The 18,979-nt window shown below is 66.2% G+C and carries 11 protein-coding genes; 6 read left to right on the top strand and 5 right to left on the bottom strand.

The genetic code is table 11. The features are described 5' to 3' along the window. Positions 1-20: 20 nt before the first annotated feature. The 3 genes from fusA to rpsL all read right to left on the bottom strand — a co-directional run bounded on the left by fusA (position 21) and on the right by rpsL (position 3,189). The gene (fusA, locus tag FKQ52_RS05490; protein ID WP_141626244.1) at positions 21-2,102 is read right to left on the bottom strand and encodes an elongation factor G; all 2,082 of its coding nucleotides are present in this window, start codon (positions 2,100-2,102) and stop codon (positions 21-23) included. 157 nt (positions 2,103-2,259) lie between these two features. Then, positions 2,260-2,733, bottom strand: coding sequence for a 30S ribosomal protein S7 (rpsG, locus tag FKQ52_RS05485; RefSeq protein ID WP_141626243.1), 474 nt, complete (start codon positions 2,731-2,733; stop codon positions 2,260-2,262). An 84-nt stretch (positions 2,734-2,817) separates the two neighbouring features. Beyond that, the gene (rpsL, locus tag FKQ52_RS05480) at positions 2,818-3,189 is read right to left on the bottom strand and encodes a 30S ribosomal protein S12 (RefSeq protein WP_056453566.1); all 372 of its coding nucleotides are present in this window, start codon (positions 3,187-3,189) and stop codon (positions 2,818-2,820) included. A gap of 453 nt (positions 3,190-3,642) precedes the next feature. Between rpsL and FKQ52_RS05475 the strand changes: the two genes are divergently transcribed. Both FKQ52_RS05475 and FKQ52_RS05470 read left to right on the top strand, forming a co-directional pair. Continuing rightward, complete coding sequence (locus FKQ52_RS05475) at positions 3,643-4,236, top strand: hypothetical protein (RefSeq protein ID WP_141626242.1); 594 nt, start codon at positions 3,643-3,645, stop codon at positions 4,234-4,236. Between the two features lie 64 nt (positions 4,237-4,300). Next, the gene (locus tag FKQ52_RS05470; protein ID WP_141626241.1) at positions 4,301-5,125 is read left to right on the top strand and encodes a hypothetical protein; all 825 of its coding nucleotides are present in this window, start codon (positions 4,301-4,303) and stop codon (positions 5,123-5,125) included. Positions 5,126-5,329: 204 nt separating this feature from the next. Here FKQ52_RS05470 and rpoC read toward each other — a convergent pair whose 3' ends face one another. Both rpoC and rpoB read right to left on the bottom strand, forming a co-directional pair. Next, positions 5,330-9,526: a DNA-directed RNA polymerase subunit beta' gene (rpoC, locus tag FKQ52_RS05465; protein ID WP_141626240.1), complete on the bottom strand. Its 4,197-nt coding sequence runs from the start codon at positions 9,524-9,526 to the stop codon at positions 5,330-5,332. Between the two features lie 151 nt (positions 9,527-9,677). Beyond that, positions 9,678-13,793 carry a DNA-directed RNA polymerase subunit beta gene (rpoB, locus tag FKQ52_RS05460; RefSeq protein ID WP_141626239.1) on the bottom strand — a complete coding sequence of 1,372 codons (4,116 nt, stop codon included), beginning with the start codon at positions 13,791-13,793 and terminating at the stop codon, positions 9,678-9,680. Positions 13,794-14,175: 382 nt separating this feature from the next. Between rpoB and FKQ52_RS05455 the strand changes: the two genes are divergently transcribed. From FKQ52_RS05455 to FKQ52_RS05440, 4 genes are all read left to right on the top strand, one after another. Further along, positions 14,176-14,685: an FKBP-type peptidyl-prolyl cis-trans isomerase gene (locus FKQ52_RS05455; RefSeq protein ID WP_141626238.1), complete on the top strand. Its 510-nt coding sequence runs from the start codon at positions 14,176-14,178 to the stop codon at positions 14,683-14,685. A gap of 98 nt (positions 14,686-14,783) precedes the next feature. Further along, complete coding sequence (locus FKQ52_RS05450) at positions 14,784-14,948, top strand: hypothetical protein (protein WP_205750874.1); 165 nt, start codon at positions 14,784-14,786, stop codon at positions 14,946-14,948. Positions 14,949-15,044: 96 nt separating this feature from the next. After that, positions 15,045-16,997: a M61 family metallopeptidase gene (locus FKQ52_RS05445; protein WP_370451056.1), complete on the top strand. Its 1,953-nt coding sequence runs from the start codon at positions 15,045-15,047 to the stop codon at positions 16,995-16,997. Positions 16,998-17,014: 17 nt separating this feature from the next. Next, the gene (locus FKQ52_RS05440; protein ID WP_141626236.1) at positions 17,015-18,976 is read left to right on the top strand and encodes a M61 family metallopeptidase; all 1,962 of its coding nucleotides are present in this window, start codon (positions 17,015-17,017) and stop codon (positions 18,974-18,976) included. Positions 18,977-18,979 lie beyond the last annotated feature (3 nt).

Genomic DNA, 18,979 nt, shown 5'->3' with positions numbered 1-18,979 from the left:
CTGCCGGGATTGGTTGGTGCTTAGGCGCTGTACTTCTTGATCACTTCGTCGGCGACGTGTTGCGGCACCGCTTCGTAGTGATCGTACTGCATGGTGAAGGCCGCGCGGCCCTGCGACATGCCGCGCAGGGTGTTCACATAGCCGAACATGTTGGCCAGCGGCACGAAGGCGTTCACGACAGTCGCGTTACCGCGCATGTCCTGACCCTGGATCATGCCGCGACGGCCGTTCAGGTCGCCGATGACCGAGCCCAGATACTCTTCCGGGGTCACGACCTCGACGGCCATGATCGGCTCGAGCAGCTTGGGTCCGCCCTTCTCGCGCAGTTCCTTGAAGGCGGCGCGGGCCGCGATTTCGAACGCCAGCACGCTGGAGTCGACGTCGTGGAACTTGCCGTCCGTCAGGGTCGCCTTGAAGTCGATCAGCGGGAAGCCGGCGAGCAGGCCGTTATCCTTGGCCGATTCCAGGCCCTTCTCGACGCCAGGGATGTATTCCTTCGGCACGGCGCCGCCGACGATGGCCGACTCGAACACGAAGCCCGAACCCGGCTCGCCCGGTTCGAAGGTGATCATGACGCGGGCGAACTGACCCGTACCACCGGTCTGCTTCTTGTGGGTGTAGTCGATCTCGGCCTTGCGGCTGATCGATTCACGGTAGGCCACCTGCGGCGCGCCGATGTTGGCTTCGACCTTGTAGGTGCGCTTCAGGATGTCGATCTTGATGTCCAGGTGCAGCTCGCCCATGCCCTTCAGGATCGTCTGGCCCGACTCGTGGTCGGTCGAGACGGTGAAGGACGGGTCTTCCGAGGCCAGCTTGGCCAGGGCGACGCCCAGCTTCTCCTGGTCAGCCTTCGACTTGGGCTCGACTGCGATCTCGATAACCGGCGCCGGGAACTCCATGCGCTCCAGGATGACCGGGTTCTTGATCGGGTCGCACAGGGTGTCGCCCGTGCGGGTTTCCTTCAGGCCGGCCAGGGCGACGATGTCGCCGGCGTAGGCTTCCTTGATGTCCTCGCGGTTGTTCGAGTGCATCAGCAGCATGCGGCCGACGCGCTCCTTCTTGTCGCGCGACGAGTTCAGCAGGCCCATGCCCGTTTCCATCTTGCCCGAGTAGATGCGGCAGAAGGTGATCGAGCCGACGAAGGGGTCGTCCATGATCTTGAAGGCCAGAACCGACAGGGGCTCTTCGTCCGACGCCTTGCGGGTGATCGGCTCTTCGGTCTTGTAGTCGATGCCCGGGGTCGGCGGGATGTCCACCGGCGACGGCAGGTAGTCGACGACGGCGTCCAGCAGCGGCTGCACGCCCTTGTTCTTGAACGCCGAGCCGCAGAGGATCGGGTAGAAGGCGCCGGTCAGCACGGCCTTGCGGATGCACTTCTTGATGGTCGCTTCGTCCGGCTCGTTGCCTTCGAGGTAAGCTTCCATCGCCTCGTCGTCGAGTTCGACGGCGTTGTCGATCAGGTACTGGCGGGCTTCGTTGGCCTTGTCGACCAGATCAGCCGGGATCTCTTCATCGCGATACGACGCGCCCAGGCCGTCGTTGTCCCAGACAACCGCCTTCATGCGGACCAGGTCGACCAGACCCTTCAGCTCGCTCTCGGCGCCGATCGGGAATTGGATCGGCACAGCCTTGGCGCCCAGACGGTCGCGGATCGACTCGACCGACTTGTCGAAGTCGGCGCCGATCTTGTCCATCTTGTTGACGAAGACGATGCGCGGAACGTTGTATTTGTCGGCCTGGCGCCAGACGGTTTCAGTCTGCGGCTCAACGCCGGCGTTGCCGTCCAGCACGGTCACGGCGCCGTCCAGGACGCGCAGCGAACGTTCGACTTCGATGGTGAAGTCCACGTGGCCGGGGGTGTCGATGATGTTCAGGCGCTTGTCATTCCAGAACGCGGTCGTCGCGGCCGACGTGATGGTGATGCCGCGTTCCTGTTCCTGGTCCATCCAGTCCATGGTGGCGGCGCCGTCGTGGACTTCACCGATCTTGTGGCTCTTGCCGGTGTAATACAGGATCCGCTCGGTCGTCGTCGTCTTGCCGGCGTCGATGTGCGCCATGATGCCGAAGTTGCGGTAGTCTTCGATTTTATGCGTGCGGGGCATGAGAGCGTGCCTTGCGGTCAATGCGGCGCCGCTTCAGGCGCCTCGGGAATGTTCGGATAAGCGAGCGCGGGCGATTTAGCTCAAACCGCCCGCGCCGGATAGTCACGTAAATAGGAACCGCCATCCTTCACTTGAAGAGGGGCGGTTCCCTGAAGGCTTACCAGCGGTAGTGGCTGAAGGCGCGGTTGGCTTCGGCCATCTTGTGGGTGTCTTCGCGCTTCTTCACGGCGGTGCCGCGGTTGTTCGAAGCGTCCAGCAGCTCGGCGGCCAGCTTTTCGGTCATGGTGTTTTCGCCGCGGTTGCGGGCGGCGTTCACCAGCCAACGGATGGCCAGGGCCTTGCGGCGGTCCGGACGAACTTCGACCGGCACCTGATAGGTGGCGCCGCCGACGCGACGCGAACGGACTTCGACCGCCGGAGCGACGTTTTCCAGCGCGGTGTGGAAGGTCGCGACGGGTTCCTGGTCCTTCTTCTTCTCGGCCAGGATGTCGAACGCGCCGTACACGATGTTCTCGGCGACGGCCTTCTTACCTTCGTACATGACGTAGTTCATGAACTTGGTGACGGTCAGATCCTTGAACTTGGGATCCGGCAGGACTTCACGCTTCTGGGCGCGGTGGCGACGGGACATGGGCTTGGCCTTCTAAAGACGTATCGTACGGCCGATCCGAACCCCCGGGGCGCGGATCGGCGAATGGAATGAAGCGGCGAACGCTTACTTCGGACGCTTGGCGCCGTAGTGCGAACGGCGCTGCTTGCGGTCCTTGACGCCTTGCGTATCGAGCACGCCGCGCAGGATGTGATAGCGAACGCCCGGAAGGTCCTTCACGCGGCCGCCGCGGATCAACACAACGGAGTGCTCCTGCAGGTTGTGGCCTTCGCCCGGGATGTAGCACACGGCTTCGATGCCGGTGGTCAGACGGACCTTGGCGACCTTACGCAGAGCCGAGTTCGGCTTCTTCGGGGTCGTTGTGTAAACGCGGGTGCAGACGCCGCGGCGTTGCGGGCAACCCTTCAGGGCCGGGACCTTGTTACGGACCGGCTTGGGGGCGCGCGGCTTGCGGATCAGCTGGTTGATAGTCGGCATCGAGTACTCGTTCTCTTCTAGTCGATGGGAGCGTGTGCCTTTCGGCCGGAGCGCCCCGGTGAGCCTTCTTTTCGGACGACGGGAGCCGCCCTCGGGTGAGGTTCCGAGCCTTGACCGCGACAAACGCAAAAGCCGGAACGCGCGCTTTGGACGTTCCGGCGGGCGACAGCCCGTTCGCTAGATTGTCTCGATCTCGCCGGACGTCCAAAGACATCCTTCTCGAAAGTGGGCGGCTTCTACGCGCGCGGGGCCGTCAGGTCAAGGGTTGGCGCCGATAGCCTGCGCCGCTCGTCCGCCCGGGCCCATCAGGGATCGAAGGTCGGCGAACGGCCCCGATCAGGCCCCAATACCGCCACGCTCGCACCCGCCCATCACCGTGGGTTGAGGACGGTGGCGGGGGTTCGGTTGAAACGGGGAATACTCAGTACAGCGAGACAGCGCGGCCTTGTGGTCGTGGCCGCCCTGACGTTGCATGTCATCGTGTTGCTGCCGATCGCCCTGTCGACGCCGTCGACGCCCACCGCGCCCATCCGTGAGCCCGTCTACCTCATACCGCTTGATCTGACGGAGACCCTGTCACGACGGACCGCCACCAGACGAAGCCCCCTCCCCGCCGCCCGTCCCGCTCCTGATCACTCCACCGCCCCGCCGTCCGCGCCGCGCCCACGCGCACCGGCCACGACCGGCGCACGGCCGCCCTCCGGTTCCGTCGAGCCGCTCGCGCCCCCTCCAGCCGAGCAGAACCCCGCGCAGGGGCAGGCGATGGACGACCCGTGGCGCGGGCGACGACCGGCCCCGGCGGGGCTCCCCTGCCCCGCGCCGCCCGGTGATCGTATCGGCGCCCGCCTCTGTCTGGTCGGCCCCACGCCGGACCGGGACCGGGAGCCGGAAGCCTATGCGGACGCGGGGACGCCCCGGCGGAGTCGCGCCGAACAGTCGCGGGAGGATGGGTTCGAACGCCAGCGGCAGGCCAACGAGGCGTGGCGCGACTACACCCGGGGCGAAGGGGCCTATCCGGGCCTGCGGTCGTTGTTCACCGAGCGATGACCCCGATCCGGCCCCATTACGGCCACGCTGGCCGGGTCACCTGCTTGCCGGACAGGGAGGACGGATGAACGGGCGCGCGTTGGTATGGCCCCGGATCGGCAAGCGCTGGCGCAAGCCCGCGCTGATCGGCCTTTCCGTCTCCGCCCACATCCTCATCCTCGGCGGGCTCGGCCTGCGGGTCCTGACGGTGGAGACGCCCAATCTTCCCGCCGAACCCCAAACGATCTTACTGGATATCGAGCCCCGTCCCCTGCTGGAGGATGAAAGGCCCCGTCCCCGTCCCCAGCCCGTTCAGGCGCCCGCCGAGACCGCGCCGACAACGGCGGACTCGCGCCCCTCCTTCTTCGGCCTTCGGCTGCCCCAGCCCCGTCCCCGCGATGACGAGGACGAAACGCCCTCCCCGCCTTCGCCCCGGGCCGCCGCGCCCGGCGCACCCGCACCGCCGGCCGGCGCGGACCCGTGGCAGGTCCGTCCCGAAACGATGGGCGACCGGGTCGGTCGCGGCCTGCGCACGCGCGGGCCCGGCTGCGCCAGCCCGCAGATGCTGAGCCCGGAGGAACGCCGCATCTGCGAGGATCGCTTCGGCGAACGCGCCGCCGCCGCGGCGCCCATCAGCGGCTCCGGCGATCCGGAACGCGACGCCCGCTTCGCCCGCGAAGGCGCCGCCGCCCTGGCCCAGTATGAGGCGCGTCGTCGCCCCCTTGCGGGCGGAACCGGCGTCACCGGCGTCCAGGACGGGCCGGGTTCGAACTTCGGCATCGGCGTCGCGGGCGCCCATCTGGATCAGTCGCTCCAGCCGGATTCAACGCGCAATATCCGCACGCGTCGCGACGGCCCGCGCGACTCCGGCCAGCCGATGACGCCGGGCGGCGGCTTCGACCGGGAGTAGCCGGCGTCCTCGCCGTCGCACTTTTCCGTCGTCGAATTCTCCCGAAATCCGTCGTCCAAATCTCAGGTCGAATTTGGCGCCCGATCAGCGAGCCGCCACCAACTCCGGATGGGCGCTTTCCGGCGCGCTTCGCCCCTCCGGACAAAAAGAAAGGGCGACGCCTTTCGACGCCGCCCCTCTTTCAGTTCAGGTCTGTGACCCGGATCAGCCTTCCGACTTCTCCAGCTCCAGGGCCAGATCGGCCGGCAGCGGCTCGACCGCGTCTTCGCGGGCTTGCGTCAGCTCGGCGTCACGCTCGTTGGCGATCTTCTGCAGGCTGCGCAGGTAGGCGCCCGTACCGGCCGGGATCAGACGGCCGACGATGACGTTTTCCTTCAGGCCTTCCAGCGTGTCGCGCTTGCCGTTGACCGAGGCGTCGGTGAGGACGCGGGTGGTCTCCTGGAACGACGCCGCCGAGATGAAGCTGCGGGTCTGCAGCGACGCCTTGGTGATGCCCAGCAGGACCGGCTGGGTGGTGGCCAGACGGCCGCCACGCTTCTCGACCTTGGCGTTTTCCAGCACGGCTTCAGCCACTTCGACGGTGTCGCCGCGGATCAGGGTGGTTTCACCCGAATCCAGGACCTCGACCTTCTGCAGCATCTGACGGACGATGACCTCGATGTGCTTGTCGTTAATCGGCACGCCTTGCAGGCGATAGACTTCCTGCACTTCGTTCACGAGGTATTCGGCCAGCGCTTCGACGCCCTGGATGCGCAGCAGATCGTGCGGATCCGGGTTGCCGTCGATGATGTAGTCGCCCTTCTGGATCAGATCGCCGTCGTGGACGGAGATATGCTTGCCCTTCGGGATCAGGAATTCGACCGCTTCGCCCTGGTTGCCGTCGGCATCCGGCTCCGGGGTGATCTTGATGCGGCGCTTGTTCTTGTAGTCGCGACCGAACTCAACGCGGCCATCCATTTCGGCGATGACGGCGCAGTCCTTCGGACGACGGGCTTCGAACAGTTCGGCGACGCGCGGCAGACCGCCGGTGATGTCGCGGGTCTTGGCGCCTTCGGTCGGAACGCGGGCGATGATCTCGCCCGGCTTGACCTCATCGCCGTTGTTCACGGACAGAACCGCGCCCACGGGCAGCAGGTAACGGGCATCGGAGCCCGAAGCCAGCTTGGCGTAGGCGTCGCCGTTGGTCACGCCCATGGCCGGACGCAGGTCCGAACCGCGGGGCGACGCGCGCCAGTCACTGACGACGCGTTGGGCGATACCCGTCGCTTCGTCGGTTTCTTCCTTGACCGACAGGCCTTCGACCAGGTCCTCGAAGCGCACCGTACCGGCGACTTCCGTCAGGATCGGGGTGGTGTAGGGGTCCCACTCCGCCAGACGCTGGCCCTTGGCGATGTCGCCGCCTTCCTTGACGCGGATGCGGGCGCCGTAGGGGACCTTGTGGGTCTCGCGGTCCTTGCCGTCCACGGTGACGACGACGGTGACGTTGCGGCTCATGGCCACCAGATCGCCGTGCGCCGCCTTGACGGTCGGGCCGTTGATCTTGGCCACACCGGCGTTGGTCGCCTCGTAGAACGAGGTTTCCGCCACCTGCGCGGTGCCGCCGATGTGGAAGGTCCGCATGGTCAGCTGGGTGCCCGGCTCACCGATCGACTGGGCGGCGATGACGCCCACGGCTTCACCGATGTTGACGTTGGTGCCGCGCGCCAGGTCACGCCCGTAGCAGTAGGCGCAGATACCGGCTTCGGCTTCACAGGTCAGGGCCGAACGGACCTTGATCGACTGGACGCCGGCCTTGTCGATGACCTCGATCTCCTCTTCCTGGAGATAGGTGTCCGCCGGGAACAGGACGGTGTCGCCGCCCGGCTCCTTGATGTCCTCGGCCGCGTAGCGACCCAGAACACGTTGGCCCAGCGAAACCAGCACGTCGCCGCCTTCGACCACGGCGCGCAGGGTGATGCCCCGCGTCGAGCCGCAATCGTCCTCGGTGACGATCGAGTCCTGCGCCACGTCCACCAGACGACGGGTCAGGTAGCCCGAGTTGGCGGTCTTCAGCGCGGTGTCGGCCAGACCCTTACGGGCGCCGTGGGTGGAGTTGAAGTACTCCAGCACGGTCAGGCCTTCCTTGAAGTTCGAGATAATCGGGGTCTCGATGATCTCGCCCGACGGCTTGGCCATCAGGCCCCGCATGCCGCCCAGCTGCTTCATCTGCGCCTGCGAACCACGGGCGCCCGAGTTGGCCATCATGAACACCGAGTTGATGTCCGGCTTCTGGCCGGGAGCCAGAACGCGCGGCTGCGCGATCTCGCCCATCATCGCGTCAGCGATCTTGTCCGTGACCTTGGCCCAGGCGTCGACGACCTTGTTGTACTTCTCGCCCTTGGTGATGAGGCCGTCAGCGTATTGCTGCTCGTACTCTTCCACCTGGGTGCGGGTTTCCGCGACCAGACCGGCCTTGGCTTCCGGAATGACGATGTCGTCCTTGCCGAACGAGATGCCGGCCTTGGCGGCTTCACGGAAGCCCAGTTGCATCATCTGGTCGGCGAAGATGACCGTCGCCTTCTGACCGCAGTGACGATAGACCTGATCGATCAGGTTACCGATCTCCTTCTTGGTCAGGTTCTTCTCGAGCAGGCGGTAGCCGATGTTCGGGTTGTGCGGCAGCAGCGCGCCGAGCTTCATGCGGCCCGGCGTCGTGTCGATGACCTTGGTCACCACTTCGCCGGCGGCGTTCATCTCGGTCCAGCGGGCCTTGATCTTCGTGTGAAGGGTCACGGCCTTGGCGTCGAGCGCGGCGTCGATTTCACCCATGTTGGCGAACAGCTTGCCTTCGCCGGTTTCGCCGTCCTTGACCAGCGACAGGTAGTACAGACCCAGGACGATGTCCTGCGACGGCACGATGATCGGCTTGCCGTTGGCGGGCGACAGGATGTTGTTCGTCGACATCATCAGGACGCGCGCTTCCAGCTGAGCCTCGAGGCTCAGCGGGACGTGCACGGCCATCTGGTCGCCGTCGAAGTCGGCGTTGAACGCGGTACAGACCAGCGGGTGCAGGCGGATGGCCTTGCCCTCGATCAGCTTCGGCTCGAACGCCTGGATGCCCAGACGGTGCAGGGTCGGGGCGCGGTTCAGCAGGACCGGGTGTTCGCGGATGACCTCATCGAGGATATCCCACACCTGCGGCTGCTCGCGCTCCACCATGCGCTTGGACTGCTTGACGGTGCCCGACAGGCCCTTGGCGTCCAGACGCGCGTAGATGAACGGCTTGAACAGCTCCAGCGCCATCTTTTTCGGCAGGCCGCACTCGTGCAGCTTCAGTTCCGGACCCACGGTGATGACCGAACGACCCGAGTAGTCGACGCGCTTGCCGAGCAGGTTCTGACGGAAGCGACCCTGCTTGCCCTTCAGCATGTCGGCGAGCGACTTCAGCGGACGCTTGTTGGCGCCGGTGATGACGCGACCGCGACGGCCGTTGTCGAACAGGGCGTCGACCGATTCCTGCAGCATCCGCTTTTCGTTGCGGATGATGATGTCCGGCGCGCGCAGCTCGATCAGGCGCTTCAGGCGGTTGTTCCGGTTGATGACCCGGCGATACAGGTCGTTCAGGTCCGAGGTCGCGAAGCGGCCGCCGTCCAGCGGCACCAGCGGACGCAGTTCCGGCGGGATGACCGGAACGACGTTCAGGATCATCCACTCGGGCTTGTTGCCGCTTTCGAGGAAGGCCTCGATCAGCTTCAGACGCTTGGAGGCCTTCTTCGCCTTCATTTCCGACGGGTTGTCGGCCAGCTCGCCGCGGTGCTTTTCAGCCTCGGCGTTCAGGTCGATGCCCATCAGCAGATTGCGAACGGCCTCGGCGCCGATCTCGGCGGTGAAGCCGTCATCGCCGAACTCGTCCTGGTAACGGTAGAACTCGTCTTCCGTCAGCAGCTGGTTCTGCTTCAGCGGGGTCAGGCCCGGCTCGGTGACGATGTAGTTCTCGAAATACAGGACGCGCTCGACGTCCTTCAGCGCCATATCGAGCATCAGCGAGATGCGCGACGGCAGCGACTTCAGGAACCAGATGTGGGCGACCGGCGAGGCCAGCTCGATGTGGCCCATGCGCTCGCGACGAACGCGGGCCAGGGTGACTTCGACGCCGCACTTCTCGCAGATGATGCCCTTGTACTTCATGCGCTTGTACTTGCCGCACAGGCATTCGTAGTCCTTGGTCGGGCCAAAGATACGGGCGCAGAACAGGCCGTCACGCTCGGGCTTGAACGTGCGGTAGTTGATGGTTTCCGGCTTCTTGATCTCGCCGAACGACCACGAGCGGATCTTCTCCGGCGAGGCCAGTGCGATCCGGATCTGGTCGAAGGTCGGGGTGACCGGGACCGGGTTGAAGATGTTCAGGACTTCCTGGTTCATCTGTCAGTTCCTTCTGCGGCGAGTGGGCCGCGATAAATCTTGAAGAGCAGAGACTTGGCTGGCGGAAGGTGAAGAGTGAGCAAGAAGTGAGCGATGGCGGTTGAGACTGCGCTCACCCCTTCGCTCACTTTTCACTACTCGCTCACTCGCCTCAGCTGTTCTCCAGCTCCACGTTCAGGCCCAGCGAGCGCATTTCCTTCACGAGCACGTTGAACGACTCGGGGATGCCCGCCTCGAAGCTGTCGTCGCCGCGGACGATCGCCTCGTAGACCTTGGTCCGGCCGGCCACGTCGTCGGACTTCACCGTCAGCATTTCCTGCAGGGTGTAGGCCGCGCCGTAGGCTTCCAGCGCCCACACTTCCATTTCACCGAAGCGTTGGCCGCCGAACTGCGCCTTGCCGCCCAACGGTTGCTGGGTGACGAGCGAGTACGGCCCGATGGAGCGGGCGTGGATCTTGTCGTCGACCAGGTGGTGCAGCTTCAGCATGTAGATGTAGCCGACCGTGACCGGACGCTTGAACTGCTCACCGGTCTGACCGTCGAACAGGATCGACTGGCCCGAACGATCCAGACCGGCCTTCTCCAGCAGGTCCTCGATGTCCGAGATGTGCGCGCCGTCGAAGACCGGGGTCGCGAACGGAACGCCCTTCGACAGGTTGCGGGCCAGCTCGACCAGCTCTTCCTCGTCCTGCGGCAGCGGGGTGTCCTTGCCGTAGACATCCGACAGATGGTCGATCAGCGCCTGCTTCTGGCCGCCCTGTTGCCAGGCTTCCAGAAGGCCCTGGATCTGCTTGCCGAGACCGGCGGCGGCCCAACCCAGATGGGTTTCGAAAATCTGGCCGATGTTCATGCGCGACGGCACGCCCAGCGGGTTCAGAACGACGTCGACCGACGTACCGTCTTCCAGGTGCGGCATGTCCTCGATCGGCAAAATCTTGGAGATGACGCCCTTGTTGCCGTGACGGCCGGCCATCTTGTCGCCCGGCTGAAGCTTGCGCTTCACGGCGACGAAGACCTTGACCATCTTCATCACGCCCGGGGGCAGTTCGTCGCCACGTTGCAGCTTCTCGACCTTGTCCTCGAAGCGGCGGTCGAGGGCCTTCCGGGCGTCCTCGAACTGCTTCTTCATGGCCTCCAGCTCGCCCATCGCCTTCTCGTCGTCGAGGGCGATCTGCCACCACAGACCCTTGGACAGTTCACCCAGCTTCTCGAGGGTGACCTCGCCGCGGCCAAGGCCCTTCGGACCCGAGACGGCGGTCTTGCCCAGCAGCAGGGGCTGCAGGCGGCCGTAGACGTTGCGCTCGAGGATCTTCAGCTCGTCGTCGCGGTCCTTGCCGAGACGCTCGATCTCGGCGCGTTCGATCGCCATGGCGCGCTCGTCCTTGTCGACGCCGTGACGGTTGAAGACGCGCACGTCCACGATGGTGCCGGCGACGCCGGGCGGCAGACGCAGCGAGGTGTCGCGGACGTCCGAAGCCTTCTCGCCGAAGATGGCGCGCAGCAGCTTCTCTTCCGGGGTCATCGGGCTTTCGCCCTTCGGCGTCACCTTGCCGACCAGGATGTCGCCGGGCTGGACCTCGGCGCCGATGGCCACGATGCCGGCCTCGTCGAGGTTGCGCAGGGCTTCCTCGCCGACGTTCGGGATGTCGCGGGTGATTTCTTCCGGACCCAGCTTGGTGTCGCGGGCCATGACCTCGAACTCGTCGATGTGGATCGACGTGAAGATGTCGTCGCGCACGATGCGCTCCGAGATCAGGATCGAGTCTTCGAAGTTGTAGCCGTTCCAGGGCATGAAGGCGACGAGGGCGTTGCGGCCCAGAGCCAGTTCGCCCAGGTCCGTCGACGGGCCGTCGGCGATCACGTCGCCGGCCTTCACCGCGTCACCCACGCGCACGATCGGGCGCTGGTTGATGCAGGTCGACTGGTTCGAACGCTGGAACTTTGACAGGCGGTAGATATCGACGCCCGAGCGGCCCGGCTCCAGCTCACCGGTGGCCCGCACGACGATACGGGTGCCGTCGATCTGCTCGACGACGCCTTCACGACGGGCGACCACGACGGCGCCGGAGTCCACGGCCACGACCGCTTCCATGCCGGTGCCGACCAGCGGCGCGTCCGACTGCACCAGCGGCACGGCCTGACGTTGCATGTTCGCGCCCATCAGTGCGCGGTTGGCGTCGTCGTTTTCCAGGAACGGAATCAGGGCGGCGGCGACCGAAACGACCTGCTTCGGCGACACGTCCATCATGTCGACCGTTTCCTTGGTCAGCAGCTGGGATTCACCGTTGATCCGGCCGGGGACCAGATCGTCGACGATCTGGCCGTCCTTCAGTTCGATGTTGGCCTGGGCGATCGTGTACTTCGACTCTTCCATGGCCGAGATGTAGACGACCTCGGACTGGGCCTGGCCGTCCTTCACGCGACGGTACGGGCTCTCGATGAAGCCGTACTTGTTCACGCGGGCGTGGGTGGCCAGCGAGTTGATCAGACCGATGTTCGGGCCTTCCGGCGTTTCGATCGGGCAGATGCGGCCGTAGTGGGTCGGGTGCACGTCGCGGACTTCGAAGCCGGCGCGCTCGCGGGTCAGACCGCCCGGTCCAAGGGCCGACAGGCGGCGCTTGTGGGTGATTTCCGACAGCGGGTTCGTCTGGTCCATGAACTGCGACAGCTGCGAGCTGCCGAAGAACTCACGCACGGCGGCCGCGGCCGGCTTGGCGTTGATCAGGTCGTGCGGCATGACCGTGTCGATATCGACCGAGCTCATGCGCTCCTTGATCGCGCGCTCCATGCGCAGCAGGCCAACGCGGTACTGGTTTTCCAGCAGTTCGCCGACCGAGCGAACGCGACGGTTGCCCAGGTTGTCGATGTCGTCGATCTCGCCACGGCCGTCCTTCAGGCCGACGAGGATCTGCAGCACCTTCAGGACGTCGTCCTTTTGCAGGACGCGGATTTCGTCCGAAACCTCGGGGGTTTCCAGACGCATGTTCATCTTGACCCGGCCCACGGCCGACAGATCGTAGCGCTCGCTGTCGAAGAACAGCGACTGGAACATGGCTTCGGCGGCTTCCGGGGTCGGCGGCTCGCCCGGACGCATCACGCGGTAGACGTCGAACAGGGCGTCCTCGCGGCCGGTGCTCTTGTCGATGCGCAGGGTGTTGCGCATGTAGGCGCCGACGGTGACGTGGTCGATGTCCAGCACGTCGATGGTGGTGAAGCCGTGCGACTCCAGCAGCTCGATCGTGGCCTGGTCCAGCTCGTCGCCGGCCTCGGCGTAGATTTCACCGGTCTCGTAGTTGACGGCGTCGGCGGCCAGATAACGGGTCACCAGGGCGTCGGCGGCCAGGGACAGCGACTTGGTGGTGTCACCCAGCTTCTTGGCCTGACGGGCGCTGATCTTCGTCCCGGCGGCGGCGATCACTTCACCGGTGTCGGCGTCGACCAGATCGAACTCCGGCTTCACACCGCGCCAGCGCTCGGCCTTGTAAGGCGTGACCCATCCCTCGCCGCGCTTCTCGTAAGGCACGGTCTCGTAGAACGTCTTGAGGATTTCCTCGCCGTCCATGCCCAGAGCCATCAGGAAGGTGGTGGCCGGCAGTTTGCGGCGACGGTCGATGCGGACGTAGACGATGTCCTTGGCGTCGAACTCGAAGTCGAGCCACGACCCGCGGTACGGGATCACGCGAGCGGCGAACAGCAGCTTGCCCGAGCTGTGCGTCTTGCCCTTGTCGTGGTCGAAGAAGACGCCCGGCGAACGGTGCATCTGGGACACGATCACCCGCTCGGTCCCGTTGACGATGAAGGTGCCCTTGTCCGTCATGAGCGGGATATCGCCCATATAGACGTCCTGCTCCTTGATGTCCTTGACCGAGCGCGCGCCGGTCTCTTCGTCCATCTCGAACACGATCAGGCGCAGCTTCACCTTCAGCGGCGCGGCGTAGGTCATGTCGCGCTGGATGCACTCCTCGACGTCGTACTTCGGGTCTTCGAATTCATACGAGACGTATTCAAGGATGGCGCGTTCGTTGAAGTCCTTGATCGGGAAGACCGACTTGAAGACCGCCTCGATCCCCTCATCGGTGCGCAGGCCCGGACGGCTCTCGCGCTGAAGGAACTGTTCGTAGGACGCGCGCTGAACCTCGATCAGGTTCGGCATCTGCACCGCTTCCGGGATGCGACCGAACGAGTGACGGATGCGCTTCTTGCCGGTGAACGAGGTGGCGGTGAGGAACTGACCGGAGACGGTGAGTTCCGCTTTGGACTTGGCCATTCTGTCTTCCCAATACGAGCCGGGCAGCTCGTTTCAAATGCAGCAGCCACGGGCCGCCGGCTGGCGATCCGTGACGATCGGTTTCGGCGTCCACCCTCGGGCCTTGCGGTCCCAGGACACCTGAATTGTACGGCTCCCTTGGGGAGGAGCGCGCCTTCGCACCGGTCGGAGGGCGACAAACCGGGCCTCGGCGCTTTCGCGCGGACTCATTACGGAGTTAGCGGAACGGGCTGATATACTCGCTTTGACGGCGAAATAAAGGTCGCTGTGGAAAATCTTGGGGCAGAGCCGGAATTCGGCTTGCTCTTCCCGCATCGCTCGTCGTCACGGGCAGATATGGGGTCTCTTCCCGTCCCCGCCAACTCCGGCTAGCGTCACCGTCATGAAGCGCTTCCTGATCGCCTCCGCCGCCGCCCTGACCCTCGCCGCCTGCGCCTCGACGCCGCCGACGCCCGCGCCTGTCGCGGTCGGCACGGGCACTCTCGAGGGCTGGACCCAGGGCAACGCCGCCTATCTGGCGTGGAACGGCGCCCGTCGCGGCTGGACGACCACCGAAAGCGGCCTCCAATACCGCCGCATCGGCCGCGCGAAACCGAACGGCCGTCAGCCGACCTCGACCGACACGGTCAGGGTCCACTATCGCGGGACCTTCATTGACGGTCGCCAGTTCGACAGCAGCTATGACCGCAACGAACCCGCCGAGTTCCCCCTGAACCGGGTCATCAAGGGCTGGACCGAGGGCGTGGCCTTGATGCGCGAGGGCGAAAAGTTCGAGTTCGTCATTCCCGCCTCAATCGGCTACGGCGAGCGCTGGGTCGGCGGCGGCGAATTGCCGCCGAACTCGACCCTGTTGTTCACCGTCGAACTGCTCGAAGTAAAACCGGCGTCCTGAGCTCGAGCGGCCGGGCGTTCATCGCCCGATCTCCCCGAGAGGCCGTACACGCTCCGCCCCCTCCTCATCGCCGGCCTGCTCCCCGCGCCGCGCCGGAGGTGCGGGCCCGACCGGGCCGCTACGACCTGCTCGGCCGCCGCGTGGTCGACGCCATTCCGGAAGCCCGGTTGATCGCCTTCCCTGATCTCGGCCATTCGCCGCAGGGTCAGGCGCCTGAGGTCTTCCACGCCGCCCTTCTGGCCGCCCTCGCCACCCCGAGATGACAGGATTGTAATACTGTATCAGTCGCGCCGGGTTGACCGCCGCCCCGGCCCGGCGTGATCTGCACGCCCCGGTTTGCCTTGCCTGCGAGTCCCATGATGCGTCCGTCCGCCCGCCTGCTCGTCTCCGCCTGCGCCGCGGCGCTGCTGTTCGGGTCCGCTCCCGCTCTGGCCCAGGTCGGCACGCCCGCCCTGCCGGTCGCCCTGGCCCCGATACCCACGCCGCGCGACGCCCCCTATCCCGGCGTGATCGGCATCGAGGTGGACGCCACCGACATCGACCGGCGCATCGTCTCGATCAAACAGACCATCCCGGTCGCGGCGCCGGGTCCGCTGGTCCTGCTGTATCCCGAGTGGATCCCGGGCAACCATGGCCCGGTCGGCCCGGTAGACGACATCTCCGACCTGCAGATCACCGCCAACGGCCAGCCCCTGCGCTGGGTGCGCAACACGGTCCAGACCACGGCCTTCCAGGTTGATGTTCCGGCGGGCGTCCCGGCGGTGGAGGTTTCCTTCAAGTGGCTGACGCCCATCGACGGCGCGCAGGGCCGCGTCGTCATCACCGACGAGATGCTGAACATCCAGTGGGAGAAGGCCCTGCTCTATCCGGCGGGCTACTACGCGCGCCGGATCACCTTCGAGCCGACCCTGCGCCTGCCCGCGGGTTGGCAGTACGGCACGGCTCTGGACACGCGCTCGTTCCAGAACGGCGTGGCGGTGTTCGCCCCGATCACGCTGGAGCATTTCGCCGACAGCCCCCTGTTCGCCGGTCTGCACTACCGTCAGATCGACCTTGATCCGGGCGGTCGCTCGCCGGTGCGCCTGAACGTCGTCGCCGACAGCGCCGATCAGCTGGCCGCCACCGACGCCCACATCGCCCAGCACCGCGAACTGGTCCGTCAGGCCGATCGCCTGTTCGGCGCGCGCCACTTCAACCACTACGACTTCCTGCTGGCGGTCACCGACCGACTGGGCGGCATCGGGCTGGAGCACCAGCGCTCGTCCGAGAACAGCGTCGACACCAAATATTTCACCGATGCGACCGGCACCCTGGCGGACCGTGACCTGCTGGGTCACGAGTACACCCACAGCTGGAACGGCAAATGGCGCCGTCCGGCGGACCAGTTGACTCCGACCCTGAACGAGCCGCTGCAGAACTCCCTGCTCTGGGTCTATGAGGGCCAGACCCAGTACTGGGGCCTGATCCTGACCACGCGCGCCGGCCTGATGACCAAACAGCAGGCGCTGGATGTGTTCGCCAACACCGCCGCCACCTACGCCGACGGCAATCCGGGCCGCGAATGGCGGGCCATGCAGGACACCACCAACGATCCGATCATCGCCCAGCGACGTCCCCAGCCCTGGCCCAGCCGCCAGCGTAGCGAGGACTACTATCGTGAAGGCGCCATGATCTGGCTGGACGCCGACACCCTGATCCGCGAGCAGTCCGGCGGCCGTCGCTCGCTGGACGACTTCGCCCGCGCCTTCTTCGGCGTTCAGGACGGCAACTGGGATCCCGCGCCCTATACTTTCACCGACGTCACCACGACCCTCAACGGGGTCGAGCGCAACGACTGGAGCGCCTTCCTGCGCGAGCGGCTGGACGCTGTCGGCCCCGAGGCCCACGGGCCGCTGGCCGGGATCGAGCGTGGCGGCTACCGCCTTGTCTGGCGTGAGGCGCCCAACGCCTATTCCCGCGCCCTGAACACGGAACTGGGCCGGGTGGACTTCCAGTACTCGCTGGGCCTGTCGCTAAACAGTTCGAACCGCGTCACCGGCGTCCGCTGGGGCTCGCCCGCCTTCCAGGCCGGCCTGACCTCGGGCTGGGAAGTCGTCGCGGTCAACGGCCGCACGGCCAACGCCGCCGCCATCGCCGAGGCCATCACCGCCTCCAAGGGCAATGCGACGCCGATCCAGATGATGCTGAAGCGCGGTGATCGCTTCCGCACCATCGAATTCGACTACCACGACGGCCTTCGCTACCCGCACCTCGAGCGGATCGAGGGAACCCCTGACCGGCTGGGCGACATCCTCAGCCCGCGCCGCCGCTGATTTCGAGCAAGCCCGACATGATCAAGCCCGCCACCCTCGCCCTGCTGCTCGCCTCCGTGGCCCTGCCCGCCGTGGCCCAGACCGTTCCGGCCTCGCAGGCCCATGCGCCCCTGCCCGCGCCGACCAGCCTGCCGCACGCCCTGCCCCCGATCCCCGCGCCGCAGGATCGCGACTATCCCGGCGTCATCGGCATCCGTGTCGATCTGACGGACCTGGACCACAAGGTCATCCGCACCCACCAGACCATCCCGGTCTCGGCGGGTCATCTGGTGCTGCAATATCCGAAATTCATTCCGGGCAACCACGCCGACACCGGCCCGATCCAGCTGATCTCGGGCCTGACCGTCACCGGGAACGGCCGGCGGATCGAGTGGGTGCGTGACACCGTCGATCCCCACGCCTTCCACCTCGACATCCCGGCGGGCGTGGCGTCCATCGAGGTCTCGTTCGAGTGGCTGACCCAGCCGGACAACGCCACCTGGCGTGTGGTCATGACGCAGGACATCGTGAACCTGCAGTGGGAGAAGGCCCTGCTCTACCCGGCGGGCTACAACCACAGCCGCATCACCTTCGCTCCCTCGGTCGTGCTGCCCGCGGGCTGGGGCTACGGCGTGGCGCTGGATACGACGGGCCGCGAGGGTGACGTCGCCACCTTCGCCCCGATCAATCTGGAGCATCTGGCCGACAGCCCGATGTTCGCGGGCCGTCACTATCGCCGCGTGGACATCGACCCGGGCGGCCGGTCGCCGGTGCATCTGAATCTGGTGGGCGACACCGCCGCCTCCATCAACATCACGCCCGAGTGGATCGCGAAGTACGAGGCGTTGGTCGATCAGGCCGACCGTCTGTTCGGCGCCCGCCACTACGACCGCTATGAGTTCCTGTTCGCCATGACCAGCCAGCTCGGCGGCATCGGGCTGGAGCACCATCGCTCGTCCGAGAACACGGCGGCCCCCAACTACTTCTCCAGCCCCAACCCGGCCTACGGCGCGCGCGGCCTGCTGCCGCACGAGTACGTCCACAGCTGGAACGGCAAGTTCCGGCGTCCGTCCGACGAATACGTCGCCAACCTGAACCTCCCCACCCAGAACACCCTGATGTGGGTCTATGAAGGCCAGACCGAGTACTGGGGCGATGTCCTGACCCCGCGCTCGGGTCTCGGCACCGTCGAGGAGGCCGTCATCAACCTCGCCGAGGTCGCCGGTTTCTATGACCAGCAGCCGGGCCGTCAGTGGCGCGCGCTTCAGGACACCACCAACCACAACCTTCTGGGTTACCGCACGACCAATCCGTGGTCCTCGTGGATGCGCGGCACAGGCGACTACTACCGCGAGGCCCTGCTGATCTGGCTGGACGCCGACACCCTGATCCGGTCCGAAACCAACGAGCGCAAGTCGCTGGACGATTTCGCCAAGGCCTTCTTCGGCGTCGAGGACGGCGTCTGGGAGGCCCGCCCCTACACCTTCGACGACGTGGTCACGGCCCTGAACGCCGTGCACCCGCACGACTGGGCCACCTTCCTGCGCACCCGCCTGGACGCGGTCGGCCCGGACGCCAAGGCGCCGCTGGACGGCATCGAACGCGCGGGCTGGCGCCTGACCTGGGTCGACAGCCTGACGCCCGTCGAAAAGCGCATGCTGGGCGGCTGGGCCGGGGACTTCCAGTACTCGCTGGGCTTCAGCCTGTCGGGCACGCGCATCACCGGGGTCCGCTGGGGTTCGCTGGCCTTTGATCAGGGCCTCGGCGCGGGCTGGGAACTGATGGCCGTCGGCGACCGGGTCGGTTCCGCCGACGCCCTGCGCGCCGCGGTCACCGCCGCGAAGACCAGCCCGGACCCGATCCGGCTTGTCCTGAAACGCGGCGACGAGTTCCGCACGGTCGACTTCGACTATCACGGCGGCCTGCGCTACCCGCGTCTGGTCCGCATCGAGGGCACGCGCGACCGTCTGGCCGACATCTTCAGGCCGCGCACCCGCTGAAGA

The organism is Brevundimonas sp. M20 (assembly GCF_006547065.1).
Classification (GTDB): domain Bacteria; phylum Pseudomonadota; class Alphaproteobacteria; order Caulobacterales; family Caulobacteraceae; genus Brevundimonas.
The sequence above is the reverse complement of the archived record's forward strand: the minus strand, read 5'-3'. Positions and strand labels throughout refer to the sequence as shown.

What these genes read in the sequence shown, in the direction of transcription:
- fusA (WP_141626244.1), bottom strand. Translation starts at nt 2,102, where the DNA reads ATGCCCCGCACGCATAAAATCGAAGACTACCGCAACTTCGGCATCATG.
- rpsG (WP_141626243.1), bottom strand. Translation starts at nt 2,733, where the DNA reads ATGTCCCGTCGCCACCGCGCCCAGAAGCGTGAAGTCCTGCCGGATCCC.
- rpsL (WP_056453566.1), bottom strand. Translation starts at nt 3,189, where the DNA reads ATGCCGACTATCAACCAGCTGATCCGCAAGCCGCGCGCCCCCAAGCCG.
- FKQ52_RS05470 (WP_141626241.1), top strand. Translation starts at nt 4,301, where the DNA reads ATGAACGGGCGCGCGTTGGTATGGCCCCGGATCGGCAAGCGCTGGCGC.
- rpoC (WP_141626240.1), bottom strand. Translation starts at nt 9,526, where the DNA reads ATGAACCAGGAAGTCCTGAACATCTTCAACCCGGTCCCGGTCACCCCG.
- rpoB (WP_141626239.1), bottom strand. Translation starts at nt 13,793, where the DNA reads ATGGCCAAGTCCAAAGCGGAACTCACCGTCTCCGGTCAGTTCCTCACC.
- FKQ52_RS05455 (WP_141626238.1), top strand. Translation starts at nt 14,176, where the DNA reads ATGAAGCGCTTCCTGATCGCCTCCGCCGCCGCCCTGACCCTCGCCGCC.
- FKQ52_RS05445 (WP_370451056.1), top strand. Translation starts at nt 15,045, where the DNA reads ATGCGTCCGTCCGCCCGCCTGCTCGTCTCCGCCTGCGCCGCGGCGCTG.
- FKQ52_RS05440 (WP_141626236.1), top strand. Translation starts at nt 17,015, where the DNA reads ATGATCAAGCCCGCCACCCTCGCCCTGCTGCTCGCCTCCGTGGCCCTG.